Annotated in this window: 21 protein-coding genes; 9 read left to right on the top strand and 12 right to left on the bottom strand. The window is 69.6% G+C overall.

All coding sequences use genetic code 11. From position 1 onward, the window contains the following. Window positions 1-98: 98 nt before the first annotated feature. Window positions 99-2,048 (bottom strand): sigma-54-dependent Fis family transcriptional regulator, encoded by a 1,950-nt coding sequence (locus D3A59_RS11980; protein ID WP_119155167.1) that lies wholly within the window; start codon window positions 2,046-2,048, stop codon window positions 99-101. A gap of 318 nt (window positions 2,049-2,366) precedes the next feature. Between D3A59_RS11980 and exaC the strand changes: the two genes are divergently transcribed. The 4 genes from exaC (at window position 2,367) to D3A59_RS11960 (ending at window position 8,445) form a co-directional block, all read left to right on the top strand. Then, window positions 2,367-3,890, top strand: coding sequence for an acetaldehyde dehydrogenase ExaC (gene exaC / locus D3A59_RS11975; RefSeq protein WP_119155166.1), 1,524 nt, complete (start codon window positions 2,367-2,369; stop codon window positions 3,888-3,890). A 183-nt stretch (window positions 3,891-4,073) separates the two neighbouring features. After that, complete coding sequence (gene uvrA / locus D3A59_RS11970) at window positions 4,074-7,031, top strand: excinuclease ABC subunit UvrA (RefSeq protein WP_119155230.1); 2,958 nt, start codon at window positions 4,074-4,076, stop codon at window positions 7,029-7,031. A gap of 109 nt (window positions 7,032-7,140) precedes the next feature. Next, window positions 7,141-7,746 (top strand): 2-hydroxychromene-2-carboxylate isomerase, encoded by a 606-nt coding sequence (locus D3A59_RS11965; protein WP_119155165.1) that lies wholly within the window; start codon window positions 7,141-7,143, stop codon window positions 7,744-7,746. Window positions 7,747-7,776: 30 nt separating this feature from the next. After that, window positions 7,777-8,445, top strand: a complete 669-nt coding sequence (locus D3A59_RS11960; protein ID WP_119155164.1) for a dienelactone hydrolase family protein — start codon at window positions 7,777-7,779, stop codon at window positions 8,443-8,445. 66 nt (window positions 8,446-8,511) lie between these two features. On the opposite strand, the gene D3A59_RS11955 is transcribed toward D3A59_RS11960, so the two are convergent. Next, a complete protein-coding gene (locus tag D3A59_RS11955; protein WP_419187251.1) occupies window positions 8,512-8,853 on the bottom strand; it encodes an SWIB/MDM2 domain-containing protein in 342 nt (113 codons plus the stop codon). A 253-nt stretch (window positions 8,854-9,106) separates the two neighbouring features. On the opposite strand from D3A59_RS11955, the gene D3A59_RS11950 reads away from it, so the two are divergent. Next, window positions 9,107-9,688 (top strand): DJ-1/PfpI family protein, encoded by a 582-nt coding sequence (locus tag D3A59_RS11950; RefSeq protein WP_119155162.1) that lies wholly within the window; start codon window positions 9,107-9,109, stop codon window positions 9,686-9,688. Between the two features lie 127 nt (window positions 9,689-9,815). Then, the gene (locus D3A59_RS11945; RefSeq protein WP_119155161.1) at window positions 9,816-10,205 is read left to right on the top strand and encodes a ribbon-helix-helix domain-containing protein; all 390 of its coding nucleotides are present in this window, start codon (window positions 9,816-9,818) and stop codon (window positions 10,203-10,205) included. Here the strand turns inward: D3A59_RS11945 and D3A59_RS11940 are convergent. The 6 genes from D3A59_RS11940 to D3A59_RS11915 form a co-directional block, all read right to left on the bottom strand. Beyond that, on the bottom strand, window positions 10,191-11,144 hold the full coding sequence (locus D3A59_RS11940) for an alpha-hydroxy acid oxidase (protein WP_119155160.1): 954 nt from the start codon (window positions 11,142-11,144) through the stop codon (window positions 10,191-10,193). The two genes, D3A59_RS11945 and D3A59_RS11940, sit on opposite strands and share 15 nt — an antisense overlap. Continuing rightward, window positions 11,141-11,821 (bottom strand): Fe2+-dependent dioxygenase, encoded by a 681-nt coding sequence (locus tag D3A59_RS11935; RefSeq protein ID WP_119155159.1) that lies wholly within the window; start codon window positions 11,819-11,821, stop codon window positions 11,141-11,143. Before D3A59_RS11935 ends, D3A59_RS11940 begins: the two co-directional genes overlap by 4 nt. Window positions 11,822-11,899: 78 nt before the next feature. Then, window positions 11,900-14,257 carry a TonB-dependent receptor gene (locus D3A59_RS11930; RefSeq protein ID WP_119155158.1) on the bottom strand — a complete coding sequence of 786 codons (2,358 nt, stop codon included), beginning with the start codon at window positions 14,255-14,257 and terminating at the stop codon, window positions 11,900-11,902. Between the two features lie 204 nt (window positions 14,258-14,461). Next, window positions 14,462-14,671 carry a DUF2788 domain-containing protein gene (locus D3A59_RS11925; protein WP_119155157.1) on the bottom strand — a complete coding sequence of 70 codons (210 nt, stop codon included), beginning with the start codon at window positions 14,669-14,671 and terminating at the stop codon, window positions 14,462-14,464. A 29-nt stretch (window positions 14,672-14,700) separates the two neighbouring features. Further along, window positions 14,701-15,504, bottom strand: a complete 804-nt coding sequence (locus D3A59_RS11920) for a DUF2189 domain-containing protein (RefSeq protein ID WP_119155156.1) — start codon at window positions 15,502-15,504, stop codon at window positions 14,701-14,703. A 112-nt stretch (window positions 15,505-15,616) separates the two neighbouring features. Continuing rightward, window positions 15,617-16,594, bottom strand: coding sequence for a TerC family protein (locus D3A59_RS11915; RefSeq protein WP_119155155.1), 978 nt, complete (start codon window positions 16,592-16,594; stop codon window positions 15,617-15,619). Window positions 16,595-16,906: 312 nt separating this feature from the next. Here D3A59_RS11915 and D3A59_RS11910 point away from each other — a divergent pair, with 312 nt between their 5' ends. Beyond that, entirely contained in the window at window positions 16,907-17,269 is a 363-nt protein-coding gene (locus D3A59_RS11910; RefSeq protein ID WP_119155154.1) for a phage holin family protein, read from the top strand. A 15-nt stretch (window positions 17,270-17,284) separates the two neighbouring features. On the opposite strand, the gene D3A59_RS11905 is transcribed toward D3A59_RS11910, so the two are convergent. After that, a complete protein-coding gene (locus D3A59_RS11905; protein ID WP_119155153.1) occupies window positions 17,285-18,907 on the bottom strand; it encodes a M48 family metallopeptidase in 1,623 nt (540 codons plus the stop codon). 79 nt (window positions 18,908-18,986) lie between these two features. After that, window positions 18,987-19,796, bottom strand: coding sequence for a TfpX/TfpZ family type IV pilin accessory protein (tfpZ, locus tag D3A59_RS11900; RefSeq protein WP_240636036.1), 810 nt, complete (start codon window positions 19,794-19,796; stop codon window positions 18,987-18,989). A 107-nt stretch (window positions 19,797-19,903) separates the two neighbouring features. On the opposite strand from tfpZ, the gene moaC reads away from it, so the two are divergent. Further along, window positions 19,904-20,407, top strand: coding sequence for a cyclic pyranopterin monophosphate synthase MoaC (moaC, locus tag D3A59_RS11895; RefSeq protein ID WP_119155152.1), 504 nt, complete (start codon window positions 19,904-19,906; stop codon window positions 20,405-20,407). Window positions 20,408-20,948: 541 nt separating this feature from the next. Then, window positions 20,949-21,446: a peptidase associated/transthyretin-like domain-containing protein gene (locus tag D3A59_RS11890; RefSeq protein WP_119155151.1), complete on the top strand. Its 498-nt coding sequence runs from the start codon at window positions 20,949-20,951 to the stop codon at window positions 21,444-21,446. Between the two features lie 246 nt (window positions 21,447-21,692). Here D3A59_RS11890 and D3A59_RS25380 read toward each other — a convergent pair whose 3' ends face one another. Further along, the gene (locus tag D3A59_RS25380; protein ID WP_157991506.1) at window positions 21,693-22,118 is read right to left on the bottom strand and encodes a hypothetical protein; all 426 of its coding nucleotides are present in this window, start codon (window positions 22,116-22,118) and stop codon (window positions 21,693-21,695) included. Window positions 22,119-22,256: 138 nt separating this feature from the next. Next, on the bottom strand, window positions 22,257-24,632 hold the full coding sequence (locus D3A59_RS11885; protein ID WP_157991505.1) for a hypothetical protein: 2,376 nt from the start codon (window positions 24,630-24,632) through the stop codon (window positions 22,257-22,259). Window positions 24,633-24,760 lie beyond the last annotated feature (128 nt).

Below are 24,760 nucleotides of genomic sequence, written 5' to 3'. Positions count from 1 at the left end.
CGGGTCGAAGGGGGCCAGTTTAGGCCGCGCGGCCCGCCTCCGCAGGCCGGGCCGGCGCAGCCCCGGGCGCGGCCGGGTCGCCGCGGTGGCCGCCCGGCTCAGTGCCCGCCCGCGCGGCCGCGCAGGTGCCGGTGCAGCGTGCTGCGGTGCACGCCGAGGCGGCGCGCGGCGGCGCTGACGTTGCCGCCGCAGGCGGCCAGCGCCGCGTCGATCGCGGCCTCGGCCTGGGTGCGCAGCGGTTGCGCCACGGTCGCCAGCGAGGCGTCCACTGCGGCAACCGGGACCGCGGCAGGCACTGTCCCCTGCCGCAGCTCGGGCGGCAGGTCCTCGAGCCCGATCACGCTGTGCGGGCCGGCCAGCGCCGCGACGGTGCGCAGCGTCGCGGCGAGCTGGCGCAGGTTGCCGGGCCAGCGGTAGCGGCACAGCGCCTGCAGCGCCTCCTCGGTGAGACCGAGCCCGGCCGGCTCCAGCGTGTCGCGCACCAGGCGCGCGACCAGCGCCTCGCGGTCCGCGCGCTCGCGCAGCGCCGGCAGCCGCACGACGTAGTGCTGCAGCCGGAACAGCAGGTCGGCGCGGAAGCGCCCCTGCTCGACCAGCGCCGCGAGGTCGCGGTGCGTCGCGCACACCAGCGCGAAGTCCACCGCCTGCGCGCGGCCGCCGCCGAGCGGCTGCACCTCGCGCTCCTGCAGCACGCGCAGCAGCCGCGCCTGCAGCGCGAGCGGCATGTCGCCGATCTCGTCGAGGAAGAGCACGCCGCCGTGCGCCTCGCGGATGCGGCCCGGCTGCCCCTTGCGGCGCGCGCCGGTGAAGGCGCCCTCCTCGTAGCCGAACAGCTCGGCCTCGATCAGGCCCTCGGGCAGCGCGGCGCAGTTGACCGCCACAAGCGGCCCGCCGCGGCGTGTGCTCGAGCCATGCAGCCGCCGCGTGAAGACCTCCTTGCCGACCCCGGTCTCGCCGTGCACGAGCACCGCCATGCCGGCGTCGAGCACGCGCACCGCGCGCTGCAGCTCGCGCTCGGCGAGCGCGTCGACCGGCAGCGGCTCGCCGCGCGGCGGCTCCGCACTCCGGCCCGCGTCCCGCGCGGGCGGGGCGCCCCCCGCGACGGCGACGCGCCTTGCCGACGTGCCCGGCACCTGGATGCCCTGCCAGCAGGCGGTGAACTGCTGCGAGCGCGCGCGATCCTGCAGCGCGACCGGCAGCTCGCCCTGCCGCAGCGCCGGCAGGTGGCTGAAGAAGGCCTCCACCGGCCGGCCGCGCAAGGCGTCCAGCGCGGTGCCGAGCAGCGCGAGCGCGGCGCGGTTGGCGCCCGTGAGCTCGCCGTCGCGCACCCACAGCAGGCCCTCGCGGTGCGTGCCGAGCAGCGCCGAGTCGCGCGCGAAGCGCAGCACCGCGGTGCGCGGCGCGGGGTCGAGCGCGATGCGGTGCTCGATCAGGCCGGCGGCCATGCGCAGCAGCGCGGCCAGCGGCGCGCCGATCTCGCGCGGCTCGCCCGACACGTCGAGCACGCCGAGCCCCATGCCGTCGGGCGCGTGCAGCGGCACCGCGGTGCAGCCGAGCACGCGGTTGGCGCTGACGTAGTGCTCGCCGCCGAGCACCGTGACCGGCCGGTCCTCGACCAGCGCGGTGCCGATCGCGTTGGTGCCGCGCTCGGCCTCGGACCACTCGACGCCGGGCTGCAGCGCGACGCGCTCGGCGCGGCGCAGGAAGTCGCCCGAGCCGAGCGCGTCGAGGATCATGCCCTGCGCGTCCGACAGCACCACCACCGTGCGCCCGGGCGCCAGCGCCTCGGCGAGCGCCTCGATCTCGGGCAGCGCGTGGCGGCGCAGCCGGCTGCGCAGCTCGCGCCGCTGCGCCAGCGCGAGCGCCGCCACCGGCTCGGGCGCCGCCGCCTGCTCGTAGACCCGGCCGACGCAGCGCTGCCAGGAGCGCGCGATCACGTCGGGCACCAGCCCGCTAGGGTCGGCGCGGCGCTCGAAGAACAGCTGGCGCGCACGCGCCACGTCGTGCGCGGCGGGGTCGGCGAGCTCGAACACGCTCGTCAGGGGCATGGCTCTTGTCTCCGGAGGCGGCCGTCCTGCAGCGGAAGGCTCTATGTGCGGACGCGGCAGTGTCGCACCGCACCGCAGGCGCGTCACCTGTCGCAAACCGCGACAGCAGGGGCGTCGCAAGCCGCGCCGGGCCGGGCCGCAAGAGGTGGCGGCAGGGCGCCCGCCCTCGCCATGCAAGTGCCCGTCGCCAAAGGAATTTCCGGCGGCCGCGGACGGTAGCCCGCAAGGCCGGCACGGACCCTGCGATCTCCCCGGCCAGCGCAACGCCGCATCCCCGGCGCTGCCCTGCTTCGCAAACCAAGGACCGAGGAGACAAGCATGACGATCTACGCGCAACCCGGCGCCGCCGGCGCCCCGGTGGCCTACAAGGCCCGCTACGACAACTTCATCGGCGGCAGCTTCGTCGCGCCGCTCGAGGGCCGGTACTTCGACGTCGTCACGCCGATCAGCGGCAAGGTCTACACCCAGGCCGCGCGCTCCGGCGCCGCCGACATCGAGCTCGCGCTCGACGCCGCGCATGCCGCCAAGGCCGCCTGGGGCGCGACGCCGCCGGCCGCGCGCGCCAACCTGCTGCTGAAGATCGCCGACCGCATCGAGCAGAACCTGGAGCGGCTGGCCTACGCCGAGACGGTGGACAACGGCAAGCCGATGCGCGAGACGCTCAACGCCGACATCCCGCTCACCGTCGACCACTTCCGCTACTTCGCGGGCGTGCTGCGCTCGCAGGAGGGCTCGCTGTCCGAGATCGACGGCGACACGATCGCCTACCACTTCCACGAGCCGCTGGGCGTGGTGGGCCAGATCATCCCGTGGAACTTCCCGATCCTGATGGCGGCGTGGAAGCTGGCACCCGCCCTGGCCGCCGGCAACTGCGTGGTGCTCAAGCCGGCCGAATCGACCCCGATCAGCATCCTGGTGCTCGTCGAGCTGATCGCCGACCTGCTGCCGCCGGGCGTCGTCAACGTCGTCAACGGCTTCGGCCGCGAGGCCGGCATGCCGCTGGCGTCGAGCCGCCGCATCGCCAAGATCGCCTTCACCGGCTCGACCGCCACCGGCAAGGTGATCGCGCAGGCCGCCGCCGGCAACCTGATCCCGGCGACGCTCGAGCTCGGCGGCAAGAGCCCCAACATCTTCTTCGACGACGTGATGGCCGCCGACGACGCCTTCCTCGACAAGGCGATCGAGGGCATGGTGCTGTTCGCCTTCAACCAGGGCGAGGTCTGCACCTGCCCGAGCCGCGCGCTGATCCAGGAATCCATCTACGAGCGCTTCATCGAGCGCGTGCTCCCGCGCGTCGCGGCGATCAGGCAGGGCAACCCGCTCGACACCGACACGATGATCGGCGCGCAGGCCTCGGCGCTGCAGCAGGACAAGATCCTGTCCTACCTGGCGCTGGGCAAGGAGGAAGGCGCGCAGGTGCTGGCAGGCGGCGCGGCGGCGAAGCTGGAGGGCGAGCTCGCCGGCGGCTACTACATCCAGCCGACGCTCTTCCAGGGCCACAACGGCATGCGCATCTTCCGCGAGGAGATCTTCGGCCCGGTGCTGGCCGTGACGACCTTCAGGGACGAGGCCGAGGCGATGCGGATCGCCAACGACACGCCCTACGGCCTCGGCGCCGGCGTGTGGACGCGCGACGGCAGCCGTGCCTACCGCTTCGGCCGCGGCATCCAGGCCGGGCGCGTGTGGACCAACTGCTACCACGCCTACCCGGCGCACGCCGCCTTCGGCGGCTACAAGGAGTCGGGGATCGGCCGCGAGACGCACAAGGTCATGCTCGACCACTACCAGCAGACCAAGAACCTGCTGGTCAGCTACAGCCCGCACAAGCTCGGCTTCTTCTGATCTGCGGCGCGGCGACCCGACTCGACGGCAGGAGAAAGGGGCGCCGGCTATCATGGCCGGTTACCCCGGAAAAACCCTGCCATGGACCGTCGCCCCGACTCCGAGCCGCGGGTCGGGCCGCTGCCCGAAGCGGCAGCCGCCCCGACCGCCGCAGCGCCCGCCGCTTCGCGAGCGGACGCGCCGATGATCCGCATCCGCGGCGCGCGCACGCACAACCTCAAGAACATCGACCTCGACCTGCCGCGCGACCGGCTCGTCGTCATCACCGGGCTGTCCGGCTCGGGCAAGTCCAGCCTCGCCTTCGACACGCTCTACGCCGAGGGCCAGCGCCGCTACGTCGAGAGCCTGTCGGCCTACGCGCGGCAGTTCCTCGAGCTGATGGACAAGCCCGACGTCGACGTGATCGAGGGCCTGTCGCCGGCGATCTCGATCGAGCAGAAGGCCACCAGCCACAACCCGCGCTCGACGGTGGGCACGATCACCGAGATCCACGACTACCTGCGCCTGCTCTACGCGCGCGCCGGCACGCCCTTCTGCCCGCTGCACATGCTGCCGCTCGAGGCGCAGAGCGTCAGCCAGATGGTCGACGCGGTGCTCGGGCTGCCCGAGGAGACCAAGCTGATGGTGCTCGCGCCGGTGGTGCGCGACCGCAAGGGCGAGCACGCCGAGCTGTTCCAGGACATGCAGGCGCAGGGCTACGTGCGCTTTCGCGTCGGCTCGGGCGGCGAGGGGCCGCGCGTCTACGAGGCGGCCGACGTGCCGAAGCTGAAGAAGACCGAGAAGCACGACATCGACGTGGTGGTGGACCGGCTCAAGGTGCGTGCCGACGCGGTGGACGCCCCCGCCGCCGCGCCGCAGCCTGGCGCCACCGGCCTGCCCTCGGCGGGGCTGCGCCAGCGCCTCGCCGAGAGCTTCGAGGCGGCGCTGCGCATCGCCGAGGGCCGCGCGATCGCGCTCGAGATGGACTCGGGGCGCGAGCACATGTTCTCGAGCAAGTTCGCCTGCCCCAAGTGCAGCTACTCGCTCGGCGAGCTCGAGCCGCGCCTGTTCTCCTTCAACTCGCCGGTCGGTGCCTGCCCGAGCTGCGACGGCTTGGGCGAGGTCACCGCCTTCGACCCGGAGCGCGTGGTCGCCTTTCCCACCCTGAGCCTCGCCAGCGGCGCGGTCAAGGGCTGGGACCGGCGCAACCCCTACACCTTCTCGCTGCTCGAGAGCGTCGCGAAGCATTACGGCTTCGACCTCGACACGCCCTTCGAGGAGCTGCCCGAGGACGTGCGGCAGGTGCTGCTGCACGGCTCGGGCGAGGTGGAGATCGAGTTCAACTACCAGGCCGACGGCCCGAAGGGCAAGGCGCGCAGCGTCAAGCGCTCCCACCCCTTCGAGGGCATCATCCCGAACTTCGGGCGGCGCTTCCGCGAGACCGACTCGGCCGCGGTGCGCGAGGAGCTCTCGCGCTACCAGGCCGCCAAGCCCTGCCCCGAGTGCCACGGCAGCCGGCTGCGCCGCGAGGCGCGCCACGTGCTGCTGCAGGACGTCTCGGGCCGCCGGAGCGACGGGGAAGGCGACAGCCCGGGCAAGCCGATCTACGAGGTGGCGCACGCGACGCTCGCCGAATGCCTGCGCTTCTTCGAGGGGCTGCAGCTCAAGGGCGCGAAGGCCGCGATCGCCGACAAGATCGTGCGCGAGATCCGCGCGCGGCTGAGCTTCCTGAACGACGTGGGCCTCGCCTACCTGAGCCTGGACCGCAGCGCCGACACGCTCAGCGGCGGCGAGGCGCAGCGCATCCGTCTCGCGAGCCAGATCGGCTCAGGGCTCACCGGCGTGATGTACGTGCTCGACGAGCCGAGCATCGGGCTGCACCAGCGCGACAACGACCGGCTGATCGGCACGCTGCGCCACCTGCGCGACCTCGGCAACAGCGTGCTGGTGGTCGAGCACGACGAGGACATGATCCGTGCCGCCGACCACGTGGTGGACATGGGGCCGGGCGCCGGCGTGCACGGCGGCGAGGTTATCGCGCAGGGCACGCCCGACGAGGTCGCCGCCGACCCGAACTCGCTGACCGGCCGCTACCTCGCGCAGGCGCTGCGCATCGAGGTGCCGGGACAGCGCCGCGCATGGCGAAAGCCGGCCGACGAGGACCACCCGCACGCGCTTCGCATCGTCAACGCGCACGGCAACAACCTCAAGGGCGTGACGGTCGAGATCCCGGTGGGCCTGTTCACCTGCGTGACCGGCGTGTCCGGCTCGGGCAAGAGCACGCTGGTCAACGACACGCTCTACGCGGCGGTGGCGAGGAAGCTCTACCAGAGCCAGGCCGAGCCCGCGCCGCACGACGCGATCGAGGGCCTGGAGGCCTTCGACAAGGTCATCAACGTCGACCAGTCGCCGATCGGCCGCACGCCGCGCAGCAACCCGGCCACCTACACCGGCCTCTTCACCCCGATCCGCGAGCTCTTCGCCGAGGTGCCGACCGCGCGCGAGCGCGGCTACGGCGCCGGGCGCTTCAGCTTCAACGTCGCGGGCGGGCGCTGCGAGGCCTGCCAGGGCGACGGCGTGCTGAAGGTGGAGATGCACTTCCTGCCGGATGTGTACGTGCCCTGCGACGTCTGCCACGGCCGGCGCTACAACCGCGAGACGCTGGAGGTGCTCTACAAGGGCCACAACATCACGCAGGTGCTGGACCTGACGGTGGAGGCGGCGCTCGAGCTCTTCGGCGCGGTGCCGGCGATCGCGCGCAAGCTGCAGACGCTGATGGACGTGGGCCTGGGCTACGTGAAGCTCGGCCAGAGCGCGACGACGCTCTCCGGCGGCGAGGCGCAGCGGGTGAAGCTGGCCCTCGAGCTGTCCAAGCGCGACACCGGCCGCACGCTCTACATCCTCGACGAGCCGACCACCGGGCTGCACTTCCACGACATCCAGCTGCTGCTGAAGGTCCTGCACCAGCTGCGCGAGCACGGCAACACCATCGTCGTGATCGAGCACAACCTCGACGTGATCAAGACCGCGGACTGGCTGATCGACATGGGCCCCGAGGGCGGCTCGGGCGGCGGCGAGCTGGTGGTGGCGGGCACGCCCGAGGACATCGCGGCGCACCCCGGCAGCCACACCGGCCGCTACCTCAAGCCGCTGCTGCGCTGAGGGCGGCCGGCTCCGTGCGCGCCACTGCGCGCGCGGGCACGCCACCGCCGCGCTGCAAGCTGCGCCGCAGGCTCCTACACTCTGCCCGTTTCGCCCCGAGGAGAGCACCGTGAGCCTGCAGATCGACTACTACTTCGCGCCCCAGTCGCCCTACGCCTACCTGGGCCACCAGCGCTTCTGGGACCTGGCGCGCCGCCACGGCGCGGCGATCCGCGTGCGGCCGGTGGACCTCGGCGGCAAGGTCTTCCCGGTCTCGGGCGGGCTGCCGGTGAACAAGCGCGCGCCGCAGCGCCAGGCCTACCGGCTGCTCGAGCTGCGCCGCTTCGGCGAGCACCTGGGCCTGCCGATCCACGTGCAGCCGCGCTTCTTTCCGGTGGCCGGCGACGACGCCGCCTGCCTGATCGTCGCGGTGGACCTCAAGGACGGCACCGACGCGGCGATGAGGATCGCCGGCGCGGTGATGCGCGCGGTCTGGGCCGAGGAGCGCAACATCGACGACGAGCAGGTGCTGGTGAAGCTGCTCGAGGAGAACGGCCTGCCGCCGCAGCGCCTGGAGGACTCGCACAGCCAGACGGTGCGCGAGCGCTACGAATCCGACACGCAGCAGGCGATCGAGGCCGGCGTGTTCGGCGCGCCGAGCTACGTGATCGAGGGCGAGCTGTTCTGGGGCCAGGACCGGCTCGACTTCGTCGAGCGCCGGCTGCAGCGCGGCTGAATCCCGCCCCCGCATCTAAAGGAGAAGACGATGGGTGAAATCCTGGAACTGGACGCCGGCGACGGCCACCGCTTCGCGGCCTACGTTGCCCGCCCGGCCGGCACGCCGCGCGGCGCGCTGGTGGTGGTGCAGGAGATCTTCGGCGTCAACAGCCACATCCGCGGGGTGGCCGACGGCTACGCCGCCGAGGGCTACCTCGCGATCGCGCCGGCGCTGTTCGACCGGGTGCAGCGCGGCGTGGAACTCGGCTACGAGGGCGCCGACCGCCAGCGCGGCATGGAGCTGAAGAACGCCACCGGCAACGAGGCCGCGCTGCGCGACATCGCGGCGGCGGTCGGCGCGGCCGGGGAGGCCGGCAAGGTGGGCCTCGTCGGCTACTGCTGGGGCGGGCTGCTCGGCTGGCTCGCGGCCTGCGAACTCGATGGACTGAGCGCCGCCGTGAGCTACTACGGCGGCGGCATGCAGGAGCAGGGCCGGCTGTCGCCGCGCTGCCCGGTGCTGGCGCACTTCGGCGAGCGCGACGACCACATCCCGGTGGATCGCGTGAAGGCCTTCGCCGCGGCGCGCCCGGAGGTCGAGCTGCACTTCTACCCGGCCGGCCACGGCTTCAACTGCGACCAGCGCGGCTCCTTTGATGCGCCGAGCGCCGCGCTGGCGCGCCAGCGCACGCTCGACTTCCTGCGCCGCCACGTCGGCTGAGGCGAGAACGGCGGACACAAAAAAGCCCGGCGCGAGCCGGGCTGCAAGGGTTCGGTGCGAAGCCGATCAGGACAGGTGCTTGCCGACGAGGCCGGCCATCTCGAACATCGAGACCTGATCCTTGCCGAAGATCGCCTTCAGCTTGGGGTCGGCATTGATGTTGCGCTTGTTCTGCGCGTCCTGCAGGTTGTTCTTCTTGATGTAGTCCCACAGCTTCTTGGTGACCTCGGTGCGCGGCACCGGCTTGTCGCCGATGACGGCGGCCAGTTCGGCGCTCGGCTTGAGCTCCTTCATGAAGGCGGCGTTGGGGGCGCGCTTGGCCGCTGCCTTCTTGGCCGGCGCCGCCTTCGTCGCCTCGGCCTTCTTGGCCGGAGCTTTCTTCGCAGTTGCCATTTCGAATTTCTCCATCAGGGTTTGGTCGATGTACGGTGCGGGGCGTGCGCCGCGTGGGGCCGCGCGTTCTCTGCCGCTCGTGCGCAGCGAATGGTACTGCGTGCCCGGGGCACTGTGAAGCCGCCTTCACTGGGAAACCACGCATTTTCGCCCCCGGCCCAGCCCCCCGGGAAGCAGCCCGCTGTTACCTGCCGCGGCCCGGTCCTGCGAAAAATGCGTGCAGGGGCCGCGTGCGAGGCGTGGCACCGCATCCCCAAGGAGACATGCGATGGGCAAGAAGATCCTGATGATCGTTGGCGACTTCGCCGAGGACTACGAGACGATGGTGCCGTTCCAGGCGCTGCAGATGGTCGGGCACACGGTGCACGCGGTCTGCCCCGGCAAGAAGGCCGGCGAGCAGATCGCGACCGCGGTGCACGACTTCGAGGGCCACCAGACCTATTCCGAGAAGCCCGGCCACCGCTTCACGCTCAATGCCGGCTTCGACGAGGTGCGCGCCGAGGACTACGACGCGCTGCTGGTCCCCGGCGGGCGCGCGCCCGAGTACCTGGGCATGAACGAGACCGTGATCGGCTGGGTGCAGCACTTCGCGCGCGAGAACAAGCCGATCGCGGCGGTCTGCCACGGCGCGCAACTGCTCGCGGCCGCCGGCGTGATCCGCGGCCGCCGGGTGTCGGCCTATCCGGCCTGCGCGGTCGAGGTCGAGCTCGCCGGCGCGAGCTACGCGCGCATCGAGGTGGACCAGGCCGTGACCGACGGCTGCTTCGTCACCGCGCCGGCCTGGCCCGCGCATCCGCAGTGGCTCGCGCAGTTCCTGCAGGTGCTCGGCACGCGCATCACGCACGAGTGAGGCCGGCGTCGCGCGCGTGCCGCGCCGGCGCGCGGCCGCATCGGGGCAGGCCCCGCTTCCGCCGCTCGCCCCGAGCGCTTATCGTCGGGCGGCGCGCCGCGCGGAGACGGCGCGGAAAGGAGACGCGATGTGCGAGATCTTCATCCGGGCCGATCCCGAGTCCTACGCCAGCCGCACCCGCTCGCTGCGGCTGCACGGCGTCGTCACGAGCCTGCGCCTGGAGAACCTGTTCTGGGACGTGCTGCGGGAGATCGGCGCGCGCGACGGCCTGAGCCTGTCGCAGCTGCTCGAGAAGCTCTACGACGAGCTGGTGGCGGCGCGCGGCGAGGTCGGCAACTTCGCCTCCTTCCTGCGCGTGAGCGCGCTGCGCTACCTGGCGCTGCAAGCGCTCGACCGCATTCCCGCCGATCCTCAGGTGCCGATCCGCTCGCTCGACGCGCAGCGGGTGCTGGAGCGGCTGCCGGCGCCCTGGACCGCCGCCGCGCCGCAGACACCCCCCGCCTCAGCGCGGCGCTGAGCGGCCGAACAGCAGCGAGGGCCCCGCCTCCGCGAGGGTGGCGCAGCCGGTGAGCGCCATCGCGATCTCGAACTCGTCGCGCAACAGGCGCAGCACATGAGCCACTCCTTGTGCGCCGGCGGTGGCCAGCCCGTGAACGTAGGGCCTGCCCACCAGCACGGCGCGGGCGCCGAGCGCGACCGCCTTCAGCACGTCGGTGCCGCGGCGGATGCCGCCGTCCACCAGCAGCGGCAGGCCCCCGCCCACCGTGTCGGCGATGCGCGGCAGCACCCAGGCCGTCGCGGGCGCAGTGTCGAGCGTGCGCCCGCCGTGATTCGAGACGATCAGGCCCGCGACGCCGAGCGCGGCAGCCTGGCGCGCGTCGTCCTCGTGCAGCACGCCCTTGAGCAGCACCGGCAGGCGCGTCAGCCCCTGCAGCCATTCGACGTCGCGCCAGGTGGCGGCGCCGCGCAGCAGGCCGTCGAACAGCGCGCTCTGCCCGGCCTCGAGCGCCGGCGGGGTGACGGGCGGCAGGCCGGCGAGGTTGACCGCCGAGACACCCGGCGGCAGGCGGAAGCCGGCGCGGCGCTCGCGGTCCCGGGCGCCGCTCGTCGGCGCGTCGACCGTGAGGACCAGCGCCTCGTAGCCGGCGCGCTCGGCGCGCCGCACCAGCTCCGCGGTGAAGCCGCGGTCGTGCTGCAGGTAGAGCTGCATCCACAGCGGCCCGCGCTGCGGCTCCGCGAGCACGAGGCGCGCGACGTCCTCCAGCAAGACGCTGGCCTGAGTGCTCAGCACGAGGCCGGCGCCCTGCACCGCCGCGGCCAGCGCGCTGGCGAACTCGCCGTCGGGATGCGCCATGCGCTGGTAGGCGACCGGGGCGAGCAGCACCGGGTGCGCGAGCGTGACGACGCCGGGGGGGATCTGCGCGAGCCGGGGCACGCCGCCGGGGGGCCGGTTCATGTGTCGGCCCACATGCGCAGCAGGTTGTGATAGGTGCCGGTCAGCGCCACCGCGGTCTCGGTCTCGCCGTGCTCCCGGCGCAGCCGCACCAGGTTCATGTCGAGCTCGAACAGCAGCCGGCGCTGCTCGTCGCTGCGCACCATGCTCTCGACCCAGAAGAAGCTCGCGACGCGATGGCCGCGCGTCACCGGCTCGACGCGGTGCACGCTGGTGCCCGGGTAGAGCACCATGTCGCCGGCCGGCAGCTTCACGCGCTTGGCGCCGTAGGTGTCCTCGATGACGAGCTCGCCGCCCTCGTACTCGTGCGGGTCGGCGAAGAACAGCGTGCAGCTCACGTCGGTGCGCACGCGCTGCCGGGCCGAGGTGTGGCGCACCGCCATGTCGACGTGGTTGCCGTAGGTGTTGGCGGCGCCGCCGTAGCGGTTGAACATCGGCGGGAAGATGCGCTTGGGCAGCGCGGCCGAAAAGAACAGCGCGTGGCGCTCGAGCGCGTGCAGCACGATCGCGCGCAGCTCGGGCAGCTGCGACCAGTCGGGCGGCACCTGCTCGTTGTTCTTGACCGCCGCCGACTGCAGCCCCGCGGTCGCGCGCCCGTCGCTCCACGGGGCGTCGCGCAGGAGGCCGCGGCAGCGGCGCAGTTCTTCGGGCGTGAGGACTTCGGGGACGTGCAGGAGCATGGCGGCGGGGTGTGTCGGGGGTGGGACCGGAGCGCCGCCCGGCTCGCGCTGGACGGCGGCCCCGGCGCTCGGCACGGCTCAGAACTTGGCGCTCAGCCCCGCCTGGACGATGCGCCCGGCACCGGGGATGTAGTGCCCGCGGTAGAGCGAGTCGGCATAGTACTTGTTGCCGGCATTGTTGACGTTGACCTTCAGCGCGACGCGCTCGCTGAAGCCGTACTCGGCCATCAGGTCGACGGTGGCGAAGCCCGGCGCGTTCCAGGACTCGCCGCCGTTGTTGGTCGAGATGTCGGCCGGCGACTGCTCGCTGCGGAAGTTCACGCCGGCGCCCAGACGCAGCTTCGGCAGCAACCGGTAGGTGGTCCACACCGTGCCGCTGTGCTCGGGCGTGAGGCCGGGGCGGTCGCCCTTGCGGTTGCCGAAGCTGGTAGAGCTGGCGGTCTCGTCGACCACCGCGACGGGCATCCACATGTAGGAGCCGAAGACCTCCCATTTCGGCGTCAGGCGGCCGGTGACGTCGATCTCGGCCCCGGCGCTGTGCCGCTTGGCCGACAGCAGGAAGGACTGCTGCCCCAGCGGCCCGTCGGGCGCGTCGGTGTTGCGCTCGTTCTTCTTGGTCGAGCGGAACACGGCCAGACGGGTGGTGAAGCGGCCGTCGGCGGCGTCGATCTTGGCGCCGAGCTCGAGGTTCTCGCTCGACTCGGGTGGCGTGTTCGCGCTGAACTGGCTGTAGGAGTAGGCGTCGCCCGAGGTGTTGAACGAGGTGCCGTAGGAGAAGTGGAAGGAGTGCAGCGGCGTCGGCTGGAACAGCAGGCCCAGACGCTTGCTCACCTCCGAGATGTCCTGGCGGTAGGAGGTGGTCGTGACCGGACCGGCCGCGTTGTTCGGGATCGCGAAGCTGTCGAACTCGCCCTTCATGCGGTCGTAGCGCAGGCCCGCCAGCACCTTCCACGCCGGCGCCACCTGCACCAGGTCCTGCGCGTAGACGCCCCAGGCCTTGGCCTCGAACTGGTTGCCGGGGCGCAACACGCGCTGGCTCTCGTCGACCCAGGCGCCGTCGTCCGGGGTGCCGATGGTGGTCCGGGGCTTGGTCAGCGTCACGCCGCCCTGGTTGGCATTGCGCACCATGTAGACCCGCTTCTCCTCCTGGGAGGCGTCCACGCCCGTCAGCAGCTCGTGCTTCAGGCCCAGCGCCTGGAACTTGCTGCTGAAGTCGCTTTGCAGCTGCACGGTCTCGAGGTCCTGGATCTTCGCGTGCACGCCGGTGCCGCCGCTGCGCTGCAGCACGGTCGAGGGCCCGAAATTCGTGAGATCCACCGCCGCGGGGTTGTTCGGCGTGCCGGTATTGCCGGCGAAGCGGATCGCGCTGGCGCGCTGGTCGCGCTCGAACCTGCCCTTGCGCAGCGTCGTCTTGAGCTCGCTGCCGGCGCCGAAGCGGTGGAGGTGGCTGAACGTGGCGATGCTGGCCGAGCCGTGGTTGTAGTCGCTCGCCATGCCGTAGTAGGCCGACGGATCGAGGCCCGGCAGCGGCCGGTTCGCGGCCGACGTGTCGCTGGCTCGCGGCTTGATCCACGGCAGGCCGTAGTTCATGCCGTTGCGGTTCTCCAGATGGAAGAGGCTCACCAGGAACTCGTCGCGGGTGCCGATGCCCCAGCGGAAGGCGCCGGCCGCGCCCGACTTGTCGAGGCTGCTGCCCGCGCCGTTGTTGTCGGCCCGGGTGTGCATCGCGTTCAGGCGCAGCGCCGCGCTCTCGCCGGTCCTGAAGTTGAAGTCGCCGGTGACGCGGCGGTAGTCGTGGTTGCCGGCGGTGGCGGTGACCTCGTGCTCGCTCATCAGGCGCGGCACCTTGCTCACCTGGTTCGCAGCGCCGCCGGTCGAGCCGCGGCCGAACAGCATCGAGGCCGAGCCGCGCAGCAGCTCGAGCCGGTCGTAGTTGAAGGTGTCGCGCTCGTAGAAGGCTGGCTCGCGCATGCCGTCGACGAAGATGTCGCCCGACTGCTGCAGCGAGAAGCCGCGCAGGCGGATGTCCTCCTCGCCGCCCTCGGCGGCCAGGAAGCTGATGCCGCCGGTGTTCTTCAGCGCCTCCTTGAGCGTGTCGAGGTTGCGGTCGTCGATCAGCTTCTCGGTCACCACCGTCACGGACTGCGGAATGTCACGCAACTCCTGCCGGCCCTTGCCGATGCTGGTGCTGACCGACTGGTAGCTCTGCTTGCCCTGCTGCTCGGCCGTGTCCTTCACGGTCACCTGCGGCAGCACGGTCTCCTGGCGCGCCTCCGCGCCGGAGGTCTGCGCCCAGGCGCTGCCGGCGAAGCCTGCGGCGAGCGCACCGAGCGGGATGAGGACCGACAGCGATGCCGGGCGGGAGGATGCGGCCGCCGAGGCCTGATTGCGGGACGGTACGGCCTTGTGGCGGCGGGTGCGGGACTGACGGGACATGGACCAACTCCTGTTGAGATTCTTGAACGCAACCTCTGGGTCCATGGCTGGCGGATACGCGAGGACGCCGCGGCGCCCATCGACCGAAGGGCGCCCGGCGCCGGAGCTGGCGAGTGACCGGCGGGCTACTTAACAGGAATGATAACAATTCTCATTACGAGAAACTGGCATTTTTGTGGCACAGGCGCGACATCGCGTGCCGGTTCAGATCCCGAGAATGAGTTGCAGCACGCCCTTGACGATGAATCCGAGCATGCCGAAGGCGAGCACGAAGAAGAGCACGAAGGTGCCGAAGCGGCCCGCCTTGGACTTGCGGGCGAGGTCCCACACGATGAAGAGCATGAAGCCGATGAAGGCGGCGAGCCCGATCGTGACACCGTACTGGGTGAATTGCTCCTCTGTCAGACCGAACATCGCGCCTCGTCTTGCGTTTTCTTCTCTCGTCAGGTGCGGGGCTCGAATCCGCTCGCGTCCACCAGGTCGGTGTAGGCATGCCAGGTGGCATGGCCGAGCACCGGCAGCAGCACCGCCAGTCCCACGAGCGTGAACAGGCCGATCAGCGTGATGCCGAGGATGATGAGCGCCCACAGCGTCATCGGCAGCGGATTCTGCCCTACCGCGCGCACGCTCGTGAGCATCGCCTGCTGCAGGCTCACGCGGCGATCCAGCACCAGCGGCACCGAGACGGCGCTGATCGCGAACACCACCGCCGCGAGCAGGCCGCCCGCGACGAGCCACATCAGGAACAGGTGTCCGCGCAGCGCCAGGTCGGCCATGCGCAGCACCGGGGTGGCGAAGAAGGCGCGCAGCCCGTCGAGCGGCTCGCCGCTCATCGCCAGCAGCGCCAGCGCCGAGAACATCACCCAGAGCGTGCCGAGCGCCGCCAGCAGCAGGCCGAAGCGCAGCGGCGCGGCGCCGCCGCGCCGCCAGGCGGCCACCGCCTGCGCGAACGTCGGCTCCTCGCCGCGCTCGAGGCGGCGGCTGAGTTCGTACAGCCCGGTGGCGAGCATCGGCGCGACCAGCAGGAAGCCGGAAAAGGCACCCGCGAGCACCCCGAACCGGTTCCAGCCGACCAGCAGGATCAGCAACCCGCCGACCACGAACACGATGCCGTGCAGCAGGCTCGGCGTGGTGGCGCGCGCGACATCGTGCACGCCGGCCTCGACCCAGGCCAGCGGGTGGTGCAGCGCGATCGCACGGACGGGAGGCAGGGGTGGCGCGTCGTCGCGGACGGTGATGTCATTCATGGCCAAGGCCCGGAGTATGCCCGGGCCCCCGCCCGGAGCAACTTGACTTATATCACCGCCCTCCCCGGCCGCCGCCCCTGCGCCTGCGGCCCGCGGCTCGGTGTTTTCCCGCTCAGCGCTGCGGCGATGACTCGTGCGCGCGCAGCTTGGGCGCGGTGCGCACGCTCCACACCATCGTGATCGCCAGCACCGCGACGACGACGCCGAGCGAGACCAGCACCGGGATCTTCACGACGTCGATCAGCAGCATCTTGGTGCCGATGAAGGCCAGGATCACCGCCAGGCCGTAGCTCAGCAGGTGGAACTTGGCCGCGACCGCGGCGAGCAGGAAGAACATCGCGCGCAGCCCGAGGATGGCGAAGATGTTCGAGCTCAGCACGATGAAGGGATCGGTGGTGATCGCGAAGATCGCCGGGATCGAATCGACCGCGAAGATCACGTCGGTGAAGCCCACGAGCGCGACGACCATCAGCAGCGGCGTGGCGATGCGCTTGCCGCGTTGCACCGTGAAGAAGCGCTCGCCGTCGAAGCGGTCCGACACCGGCATCATGCGACGCAGCAGCTTGAGCGCCGGGTTGTCCTCGAGGTCGGGCTCCTTGCCGGAGGCGAACCACATCTTCACGCCCGTCATCAGCAGGAAGGCGCCGAACACGTAGAGCACCCAGTGGAACTCGGAGACGAGCCAGCCGCCGACCAGGATCATCACGGTGCGCAGCACGATCGCGCCGATGATGCCGATCATCAGCACCCGCTTCTGGTAGGCCGGCGGCACCGAGAAGTAGGTGAAGATCATCAGGAAGACAAAGATGTTGTCGACCGCGAGCGACTTCTCGATCAGGTAGCCGGTGAGGAACTCCATCGAGCGCGCATTGGCCTGCGCGACGTCGCCGGTGGCGTCCTTGACCGCCCACCAGAACAGGGCGTTGAAGGCGAGGCTCAGCCCCACCCAGACCAGCGACCAGTTCAGCGCCTCCTTCACGGAGACCGCATGCGCGCCCTGCTTGCGCAGCACGACGAAATCGACGAAGAGCGCGAGCAGGACGCTCGCGATGAAGAAAGCCCAAAGCCAATCGGGCGCAATGGTGTTCATTGACGGGACTCCAGCAAGTTGCGACGAGGCAAAGGGTCTTGCTGGATGGGACCTTGTGAGTCCGGATGCGGAGCCCGGGCCGCACGCGAAGCACGGCCGTACTGACGGGCTGCCACCACGACGGGCGTCGTGTGCTACTCCCCCTTTGACGTATCGGATTGTGCCGGGCCGGCCGATGTCCCGGCAAGTCGCAGGCCTATTGGCCCGCGTTGGCCCGCGTGGCCGTGCAGGCGCTCGCGGTGTGCCGAGCCGCGCGCTGGCATCGGTGCGCGGGGCTGCGGGGGCGAGGGTGTCCGCGGTATTCTGGCTCTCATGAGGATCCTCGTCCGCTGGCTGCTGCTGGCCGCCGCACTGCTGTTGCTCGCGCACCTGTACGACGGCGTCGAGGTGCGCAGCTTCGGCGCGGCAATGATCGCCGCGCTCGTGCTCGGGCTGCTCAATGCGGTGCTGCGCCCGGTGCTGGTGGTGCTGACGCTGCCCGTCACGGTGGTCACGCTCGGGCTGTTCCTGTTCGTGATCAACGCCCTGATGTTCTATGCCGCGGCCGGCCTGCTCGGCGGCGGCTTCGTCGTCACCGGTTTCGGCGCCGCGGTGATCGGCTCGCTGATCTACAGCCTGTGCGGCGTGGTGATCGACGCGGCGCTCGAACGGCTGTTCAAGCCGCGCGTCGGCTGAGCCGCCCTCCCCCGCTCAGCCGTTCTGGCCCGCCGCCTCGTCGCGCTGGCGCTGGCGCCACTCGGACTCCACCGCGCGCAGCCGCGCGTCGACGACCGAGGCCTCGATGTGGTCGGACGATGCCGAGCCCTGCGCGAGGCGCTGCGCCGCACGCAGGCGGTCGATCGCGCCCTGCAGGTCGCCAAGCACATAGCGCGCCTCGGCCTGCGCACGCACCGAGCGCACCGGCTGGTCCAGCCGCTCCCAGGCCTGGCCGAGCAGCGCCCAGGCGCTGCTGTCGCGCGGATGCGCGGACAGCCAGGTCTGCAGGTCCTCGGCGGTCCGCTTCAGCCGCGCCGGGTCGGCCGGCGGCCGCGTCCCGACGCCGATCTGCGCCGCCAGCAGTTCCGTGGTCCGCGAGCCGTCCATGCGCCAGGGCGCCAGCGCCCGCTCGGCCTGCGCGGTCTCGCCGCGTGCCAGATGGGCCTGCACCTGCAGCAGCGCCACCGCCCGCAGCGCGCGCGGCTCGGGCGCGGCGAGCTGGCGCGCGCGCGCCAGCGCCTCGTCGGCCTGCACCCAGTCGCGCAGCAGCACCGAGGCCTGCGCCTGCGCCGCGGCCGCCAGCAGGCGCCCCGCGGCATCCTCCGCCGGCGCGCCGCCGGGGCGCTGCCAGCGCTGCAGCGCATCCGGGCGGGAATCCATCAGCACCCGCGCCCGGGCCTGCATCACCGCATGCTCCAGGGCCGCACCCGTGCGCGCACCCGGCTCGACGCCCAGGCGCGAGCGCGCCTCGCCGATGCGCTCGCTCGTCAGCGGGTGCGTGCGCAGGTAGGGGAAGGCGTTGCTGTCGTTGTGGCGCGAGGCCTGCTGCAGGCGCTCGAACATCGAGGCCATGCCGGTCGGCGCGAAGCCGGCCTGCTGCAGCAGCCCGAAGCCGATGCGGTCGGCCTCGCGCTCCATGTCGCGGGAGAAGTTGAGCTGGCCCTGCACCGCGAGCGCCTGCCCTCCGGTGATCACCGCATTGGCCGCGTCGGGACTGCGGCTCGCGGCGAGCACGCCGACGATCATCGACGCCATCGCCACCAGCGACTGCTGGCGGCTGCGGCTCATGTTGCGCGCGATGTGGCGCTGCGTGACGTGGGAGAGTTCGTGGGCGAGCACCGAGGCGAGCTCGTCGCGCGTGGCGGTCATGCCGATCAGGCCGAGGTGGACGCCCGTGTAGCCCCCCGGCAGCGCGAAGGCGTTGACCGATCGGTCGCGCACCAGGAAGGCCTCCCACGCGAAGCGCTCGTCGAGCTCGGCCGACAGGTCGCCGCGCACACGCGCCGCGTCGAGCAGCGGCTGCCAGATCGAGCGGACGTAGTCGAGCAGCAGCGGATCGTCCAGGTAGTCGGGATCGCGGCGGATCTCGACCATGATTCGGTCGCCGAGCCGGCGCTCGGCGCCGACCCCGAAGTCCTGCGAGACCTCGTCGCCGAGCGCGGGCAGGTGCGCGGACTGCGCCAGCGCGGCCGGCGGCGCCAGCAGCGCCGGGCCGGCGGCCAGCAGCAGCGCGCCGACCGCGGCCCGCAGGCGCGGCCGGGTCCGGCGGGGCAGGAGGAAGGAGCGGGGCGAAGGCAGGCGGTTCAAGGGCGGCTTTCGTCGGACGGCAGCTGCCATTGGAACCGATGCGGGGCCGCGGAGTTCGGGCGAATGCCCGTTGCGCCGTGTAAGGAAAGAGGCTTGCCGGCCCTGTTGCTCACTCGAAGCCGTCGAAGGGTGCGTAACCGACGACATCGGCAGACTGCGCGTCGAGCAGCATTACCCAGTCGGACCCGCGCGCGATCAGCGGCAGGTAGCGCAGCTGTGCCGGCGAGCGGCCGGCACGGGCTGCCGCGGCCTCGACCTCCGCCGCCCGCCCCGGATGACGCCGAGCCAGCTCGGTCAGCGGCTTCGAGCGGGCCAGTACCTCGTCCCGTGCTGAATCATAGGGTTTCCAATAGGCGGGACGCAGGCCCAGGTCCACACCCGCCATCGCCAGTTCGGCGGCACGCAGCTGCTCCTGCGGATCGGTCGGAACACGGGTGCCGATCACCTGCGGACCGGTCCACGGCAGCCGTTGCAGCGGGGCCGGTGCCTGACTTAGCTCCTGGGAGTCGATGTCCACGGCACGCACAACGCGGAAGCGGTCGACCTCGTGGGCCAGATAAACCGGCCGGGCTTGAGAGACGGTATGCAGGCCGTAGCCAAGTGCGCCAAGCTGTAGCAGCGCCACCACCGCGAGGTCGCGCCGCAGATGGCGCCAGCCTTTGCGACGGTCGAATACGGAGAGCGTGATCAGCGGCCCGAGCACCACGTCCACCGCGACCAGCAGCATGAACAACTCCCGCCCGCCAGACACCTCACGGTAGGGCATCGGATACCAGACGCCCAACACCACCGCTGCGGCAGCAAGCGCCACCAGGAGGCTGAGTCCTAGGTGCATTCCCGCAGCCTTTAGCCGCGCGCGCCAGTCCCAGGTTCCGTTCACCTGATTTCTGTCTGGATGTGTCGTACTCGCCTTCATCATTGGAGGACTCCCTATGGGTAGGTGTTTGTGTAGCGGGAGCGCTGCATTTGCGGCCTCTTTACCGGCTGGGCGGCGTCAGGCGCATGCAATCGCTATCATGCCAAATCATGAACTCGACGCCCCAACCACCCAACTCCGGCCTGACCCATTTCGACGCCCAAGGCCAAGCCCACATGGTCGACGTGGCCGCCAAGAACGAGACCCATCGCATCGCTGTGGCCTGTGGCTTGATCCGTATGCTACCGGACACACTGCAACTCATCGTCTCCGGCACCGCGAAGAAGGGCGACGTGCTCGGCATCGCGCGTATCGCGGCAATTCAGGCGGCGAAGAAGACTTCGGACCTGATCCCGCTGTGTCATCCGCTGCCAATCACACGCGTAGTGGTCGATTTCGAGATCGATGCGATGGCCTCGAAAGTGCACTGCCGGGCGCAGGTGGAAACGCTCGGCCGCACTGGCGTCGAGATGGAGGCGCTCACCGCGGTGCAGGTCGGCCTGCTGACGATCTACGACATGTGCAAGGCGGTGGACCGCGGCATGGTCATCGGCGACGTGCAGGTGCTTGAGAAGCACGGCGGCAAGTCGGGGTCGTGGGTGGCGGAGCCCTAACATGTTGATTTGACTAGTTTTTCACCATTCAAACCCTTCACGTACCGCACTGCAGGCTGCTGTCCTTGTGTGTCTGTCGGGGTCTCCGACAACCTTCATTGGAACATGAGTGGAACAGCTTGGAAGGTGCTAGCACGCCCTGGCAACAGTAAAGGCAGATGACGGGGTGGCTTTGCAGGAGCTGGGCGCTGCTAGACGCCGACCAGGAGCGCTCTAGAAAATTTTCGGGTTTGCCAACTTTCGTTACCGTAACGAAAACGCACCAGCCCGTAACGGCTGTATAGCTCGCTGACGGCGCGTGTTGCCATTGCGCGCACCGCCTCATGCCTCTGTGTTTCTTGCGAGTAGTCCAACTACGCCAGCAGCCGACCTAGGGCCGAAAAGTTGGCCCCTGTAGGCTGTCCAGCAGCAGTCCTTGCTGCCTCTCTAGCACCCCTTCCGTTGCTCGGCTACAACACTTCAAGAGCCGCGTGTCACAACAAATTGCAACTTACCATCAGTAGGAGGTAATCTACCTCTCTTCGTAACAGGGAGTGAAGTTGTGAAACTCGTGCTTACAGCGGGCGTCTTGGCCCTGGCGCTCAGTGGCTGCGCCAGCATCATGAACGGCAGTACCCAGCCAGTGACCATTAAAAGTGTGCCAGACGGTGCCTCTGTTTCGGTCACGAACCGCGCTGGCGAGAAGATTCACAACGGCACCACGCCAGTGACGCTGACTCTCAACCGTGGCGCTGGGTACTTCAAATCAGAGGAGTACAGGGTTCAGATCAAGAAGGAAGGTTTCGAACCCAAAGAATTGACTATCGTCAGCACTGTCAACGGGTGGTACGTAGCGAACATTCTGTTTGGCGGTTTGATCGGCATGCTGGCAGTTGACCCTGCAACCGGTGCTATGTACTCGTTCCCCGAAGCAGTGAACACGACGCTGGACGCACCGGTGGAGAAGAATGCGGGCTCGATGCAACCGCTAACCATCGTCTCCACGGACAGATTGTCTCCTGAGGTGATGAAGCAAGCCCGCTTGGTGGCTGCGCGGTAAAGCGATCTCCAAACAGGGCCAAGTGTCTACGTGGTGTAGATGTTGGCTCTGCTTCAGCGTCCGTCCGGTGGTTTAGGTTTAGGTAGGTCCGGCGCCCATGCCAGCAGCTCGGTCACCGTGCGCAGGTACAGGGCTGCGCTGTTCCTCAGGGCTCGCCGCTGTCGGGCTGCCGCGTGCGTACCCTGCCCGCGCCTGCGGTTGCCGCTTGGATAGCTGGCGCTGCTCTTGTCGTTGTCGGAGCATGCATCAATCATTCTCATGCACTAATACCCGCGCCTGCTGGCGCTGCTGTTGCGTCATTCCTTGCACCAGCGCCAGCGTCCGCGCGTAGCCCTGCTGTGCCTGTAAAGCCATACGCAATAGTTTGGCGCGCGTGTCTGCATTGCGCTCTGACGTGGATTCAGCAGCAAACCGGAGCCACAGGGCTTCAAGTATTGGCAGGTGTTCTGCCAGCTCAGACACGGCTCTAGGGCTTGCCGGGTCAACGTATTGACCAACTCTGTCCCGCAGCTCATCAAGCGCCGCAGGACCATCATAAGTCTGCCGACCCCGCACAAATGCCAGCGCCTGCCCTATAGCGTGGCGCCTGTCGTCCGGCAGGGTTAAGTCTCTTGATCTTTGCAAGGTGCGCGACAGTGTTTCTTGCTGGCGGGCCCGTTCAACGTCGTGCATCAAAAGTCCTTTTCATATCGTAAAAAATTCCCGGAGATGCGGGGATACGGAGTTACTTTTTAAAGGTCAGGGGGTTTAGTAGTAAGCCCTTGAATCCTTGGCAAAAGGCTCCGTATCTCCGGCATCTCCGCCGGGGAGTTAACCCGCAGGAGAGCAAACCCTGTAAACCGTGGCGTTCGCCCCTGTATCGCGCCTGCTGCGCAGCACGTAGCCCGCAAAAAATCGATCAACCCGGTTACTCAAGGCACGCGACACCGACAGGGGCGAGTGCTCTCGTCTTCCAGGCATGAGAGCGTCAAGCCCCTCCCGAATCAAACCGCTAGATCCCTCATTGCTGGCCGCGTTTGCCCACCGAGCTACTTCCCGGGCGTGAAACTCATCCCCACACGACAAGTGGTGAACGCCGCGCAGCACATCGAGAAACGCCTGTGCTTCCGTGTCCGCTGCTGCTGGGTCTCTCAGCAGGAACTCGCCCGGGTCTCCCAATTCCCAGCCCAGTCCATCGGCCAAGCCCTCGCACGCCGCCCATAACACCGGCTGCCGGCACAACTTCACCCAATCGACAAAGCCGCCTGCATCGTCCTTGGCGATGGCAGGGGCACCGGCTGAAAAGTAAGCCGCCATCAACGTGCATGCCGCCTCCGCGATCCGTACTCGGTCGCGCAATGCCACCTGTACCGGATCGAAGTTAAAGCGTCGCGCCGCTGGCGCTGCGCCGCCGTCGATGCGGATCACCAAGCCCCGCCGAATCAGGTCAACACCCAGGTCAACGTTGTTGGCCGTGATTGTGAGCAGCGCCCGCGCAGTTGCGGCCCGGGTTTCACTCTGCTGAAGCACCCGCCCAGTGACCCTGCCGCTGGTCAACAATCCCGCCAACACTGCTGAGTCCATGCGCCCCGTCACGTTGTCCAGGCACAGGAAAGTCTGCCCTTGAATCGCTTCGGCAAGCAGCCACTTGCGCATCTCCTCCTCATTGGGGCCGGACCATGTAGCCACGGCAGGGACTGCGCCTGTCAGGATAGCCCCCAGTGCCGTCGCCATCTTCGTCTTGCCCGACCCGTAGGTGTTGGCGTCAACAACAACCATGGGTGCCAATGGCAGCACCGGCCGCGATACCGCCGTCAGCACAGCAGCAATGGCCGCAGCCGCGTGCGGACCAGCGCTCCACCTGTAGCCTAGGAAGGGTGCCATCATGGTTTGCAACGCCTCGCGCGCGGCCTCCCGCGTGGCCCCGATCCGGGGCGCGTAGTCCGGCGGCACATGCAGATAGACTCGTGTTTCTGCGTCGTAGCCCGCAATGGTGACCACCCGCCCGGTGGGGGTGACGAAGGGCAGGGAGTGCACGGCCACCAGCGGGCGCAGCCCCTCGCAGGTCCGAAGTTCGGTCAGCACCAATTGAGCCTGTTCCTGCGTCAGGTTGTGCGCTGTCTTCTTGCCTTCGTGCGTGCTGGCCAGCGACAGCCTCGCGTCCGCGAGGTTGCGCAACACCCTGTCATCCAGTGGCACCGCCCGCCCTTCAGTCACCAGCGCCGGACCACCCGCCAGCATGAACAGATCATCCTGCTTCAGCAGGGCGCGCACCACGCCCTGTACCAGCGCGCCGCGATCCCCCTTGCGGACTTCGATTGCGTGCCGTGCCCTGCGTAGGCGGAACCGCCCATCGCTGTCCAGACAGTAGAGGATCGGCGTAGCCTGCTTCAAGTACAGGATCGCGTCGAGGCCCTTGCCGCCCCGGTGGCCCGGGTTCATCGGTGGCAATACCGCGCAGCCGTGGAACCTGTCCCGCTGGTCCAACACCTGCCCCACGGTGACCGCATCAACGCCGCTGCTATCCTCACGGGCGACGTACAGCACGAAGTCGGCCAGCAACTCCCCATTGAAGGCGGCCCGCACTGCTTCGCTTGCCCGCTCGGTGGCTTCGGTCAGAGTCACTCCGACTGCAAGCAGCCCTTGTGCGATCTCCGATTCCATCTTGGCCGCGTAGGCGGCCCGAGCCTTCGCCGCTTCGCCCCGCTTTGCGTCCTTGGCGCTGGCTTGCAGACCCTGCAACTCGCGCAGTTCGTCCCCCGTCAGATCCGGCAGCGCCGCTGCCGTGTCGAGCCAAGCACCATCGTTCTGCACCAAGGGAGCGGGGCGATGCTGTCTCAGCGGAGGCTCGCAGATTGCGCCGCCGCAGTAGTCCAACCTCGCGGGCTGGTGCATTGCCTCATCAAACAGGGATCGAACTAGCAACTTGCCGTCCGTGCTGACCTTGATGAAACCGAACCCCCCAAGCCACAGCCGTTGCGCAAGCACCTTCCCCGCCCGCTCAAGGTCTCCGGCATTTTCCACCGTCACATAAAAACGCTGGCCGCGCAGCCCTTGCCGCTCGGTCTCGCCTTCGTAGATGTAGCTTGACCCGCTGCACCACCACAGCACCGCCGAACCGGCCAGCGTCGGGCAGGCTTTCAGCAGAGCGTCCCAAAGCTCATGCCGGCTCATGGCGACTTCGCCCGGGTCATAGTCGAGGATCATCACGCCCCCGACGCCGGCCCGGAATCTAAAGTCATCTTTTCCACGGATCAGCCCGGCGTGCCCATTTTTCCGGGCTCTGTTGCACAAATGAATTGAGGGGGAGCTTCCCCTGACCCCGGGCGGAGTTA

The sequence above is a fragment of the Caldimonas tepidiphila genome (genome assembly GCF_003569765.1).
In the GTDB taxonomy this organism is placed as follows: domain Bacteria; phylum Pseudomonadota; class Gammaproteobacteria; order Burkholderiales; family Burkholderiaceae_C; genus Caldimonas; species Caldimonas tepidiphila.
This window is presented reverse-complemented; position numbering and strand designations above follow the sequence as displayed.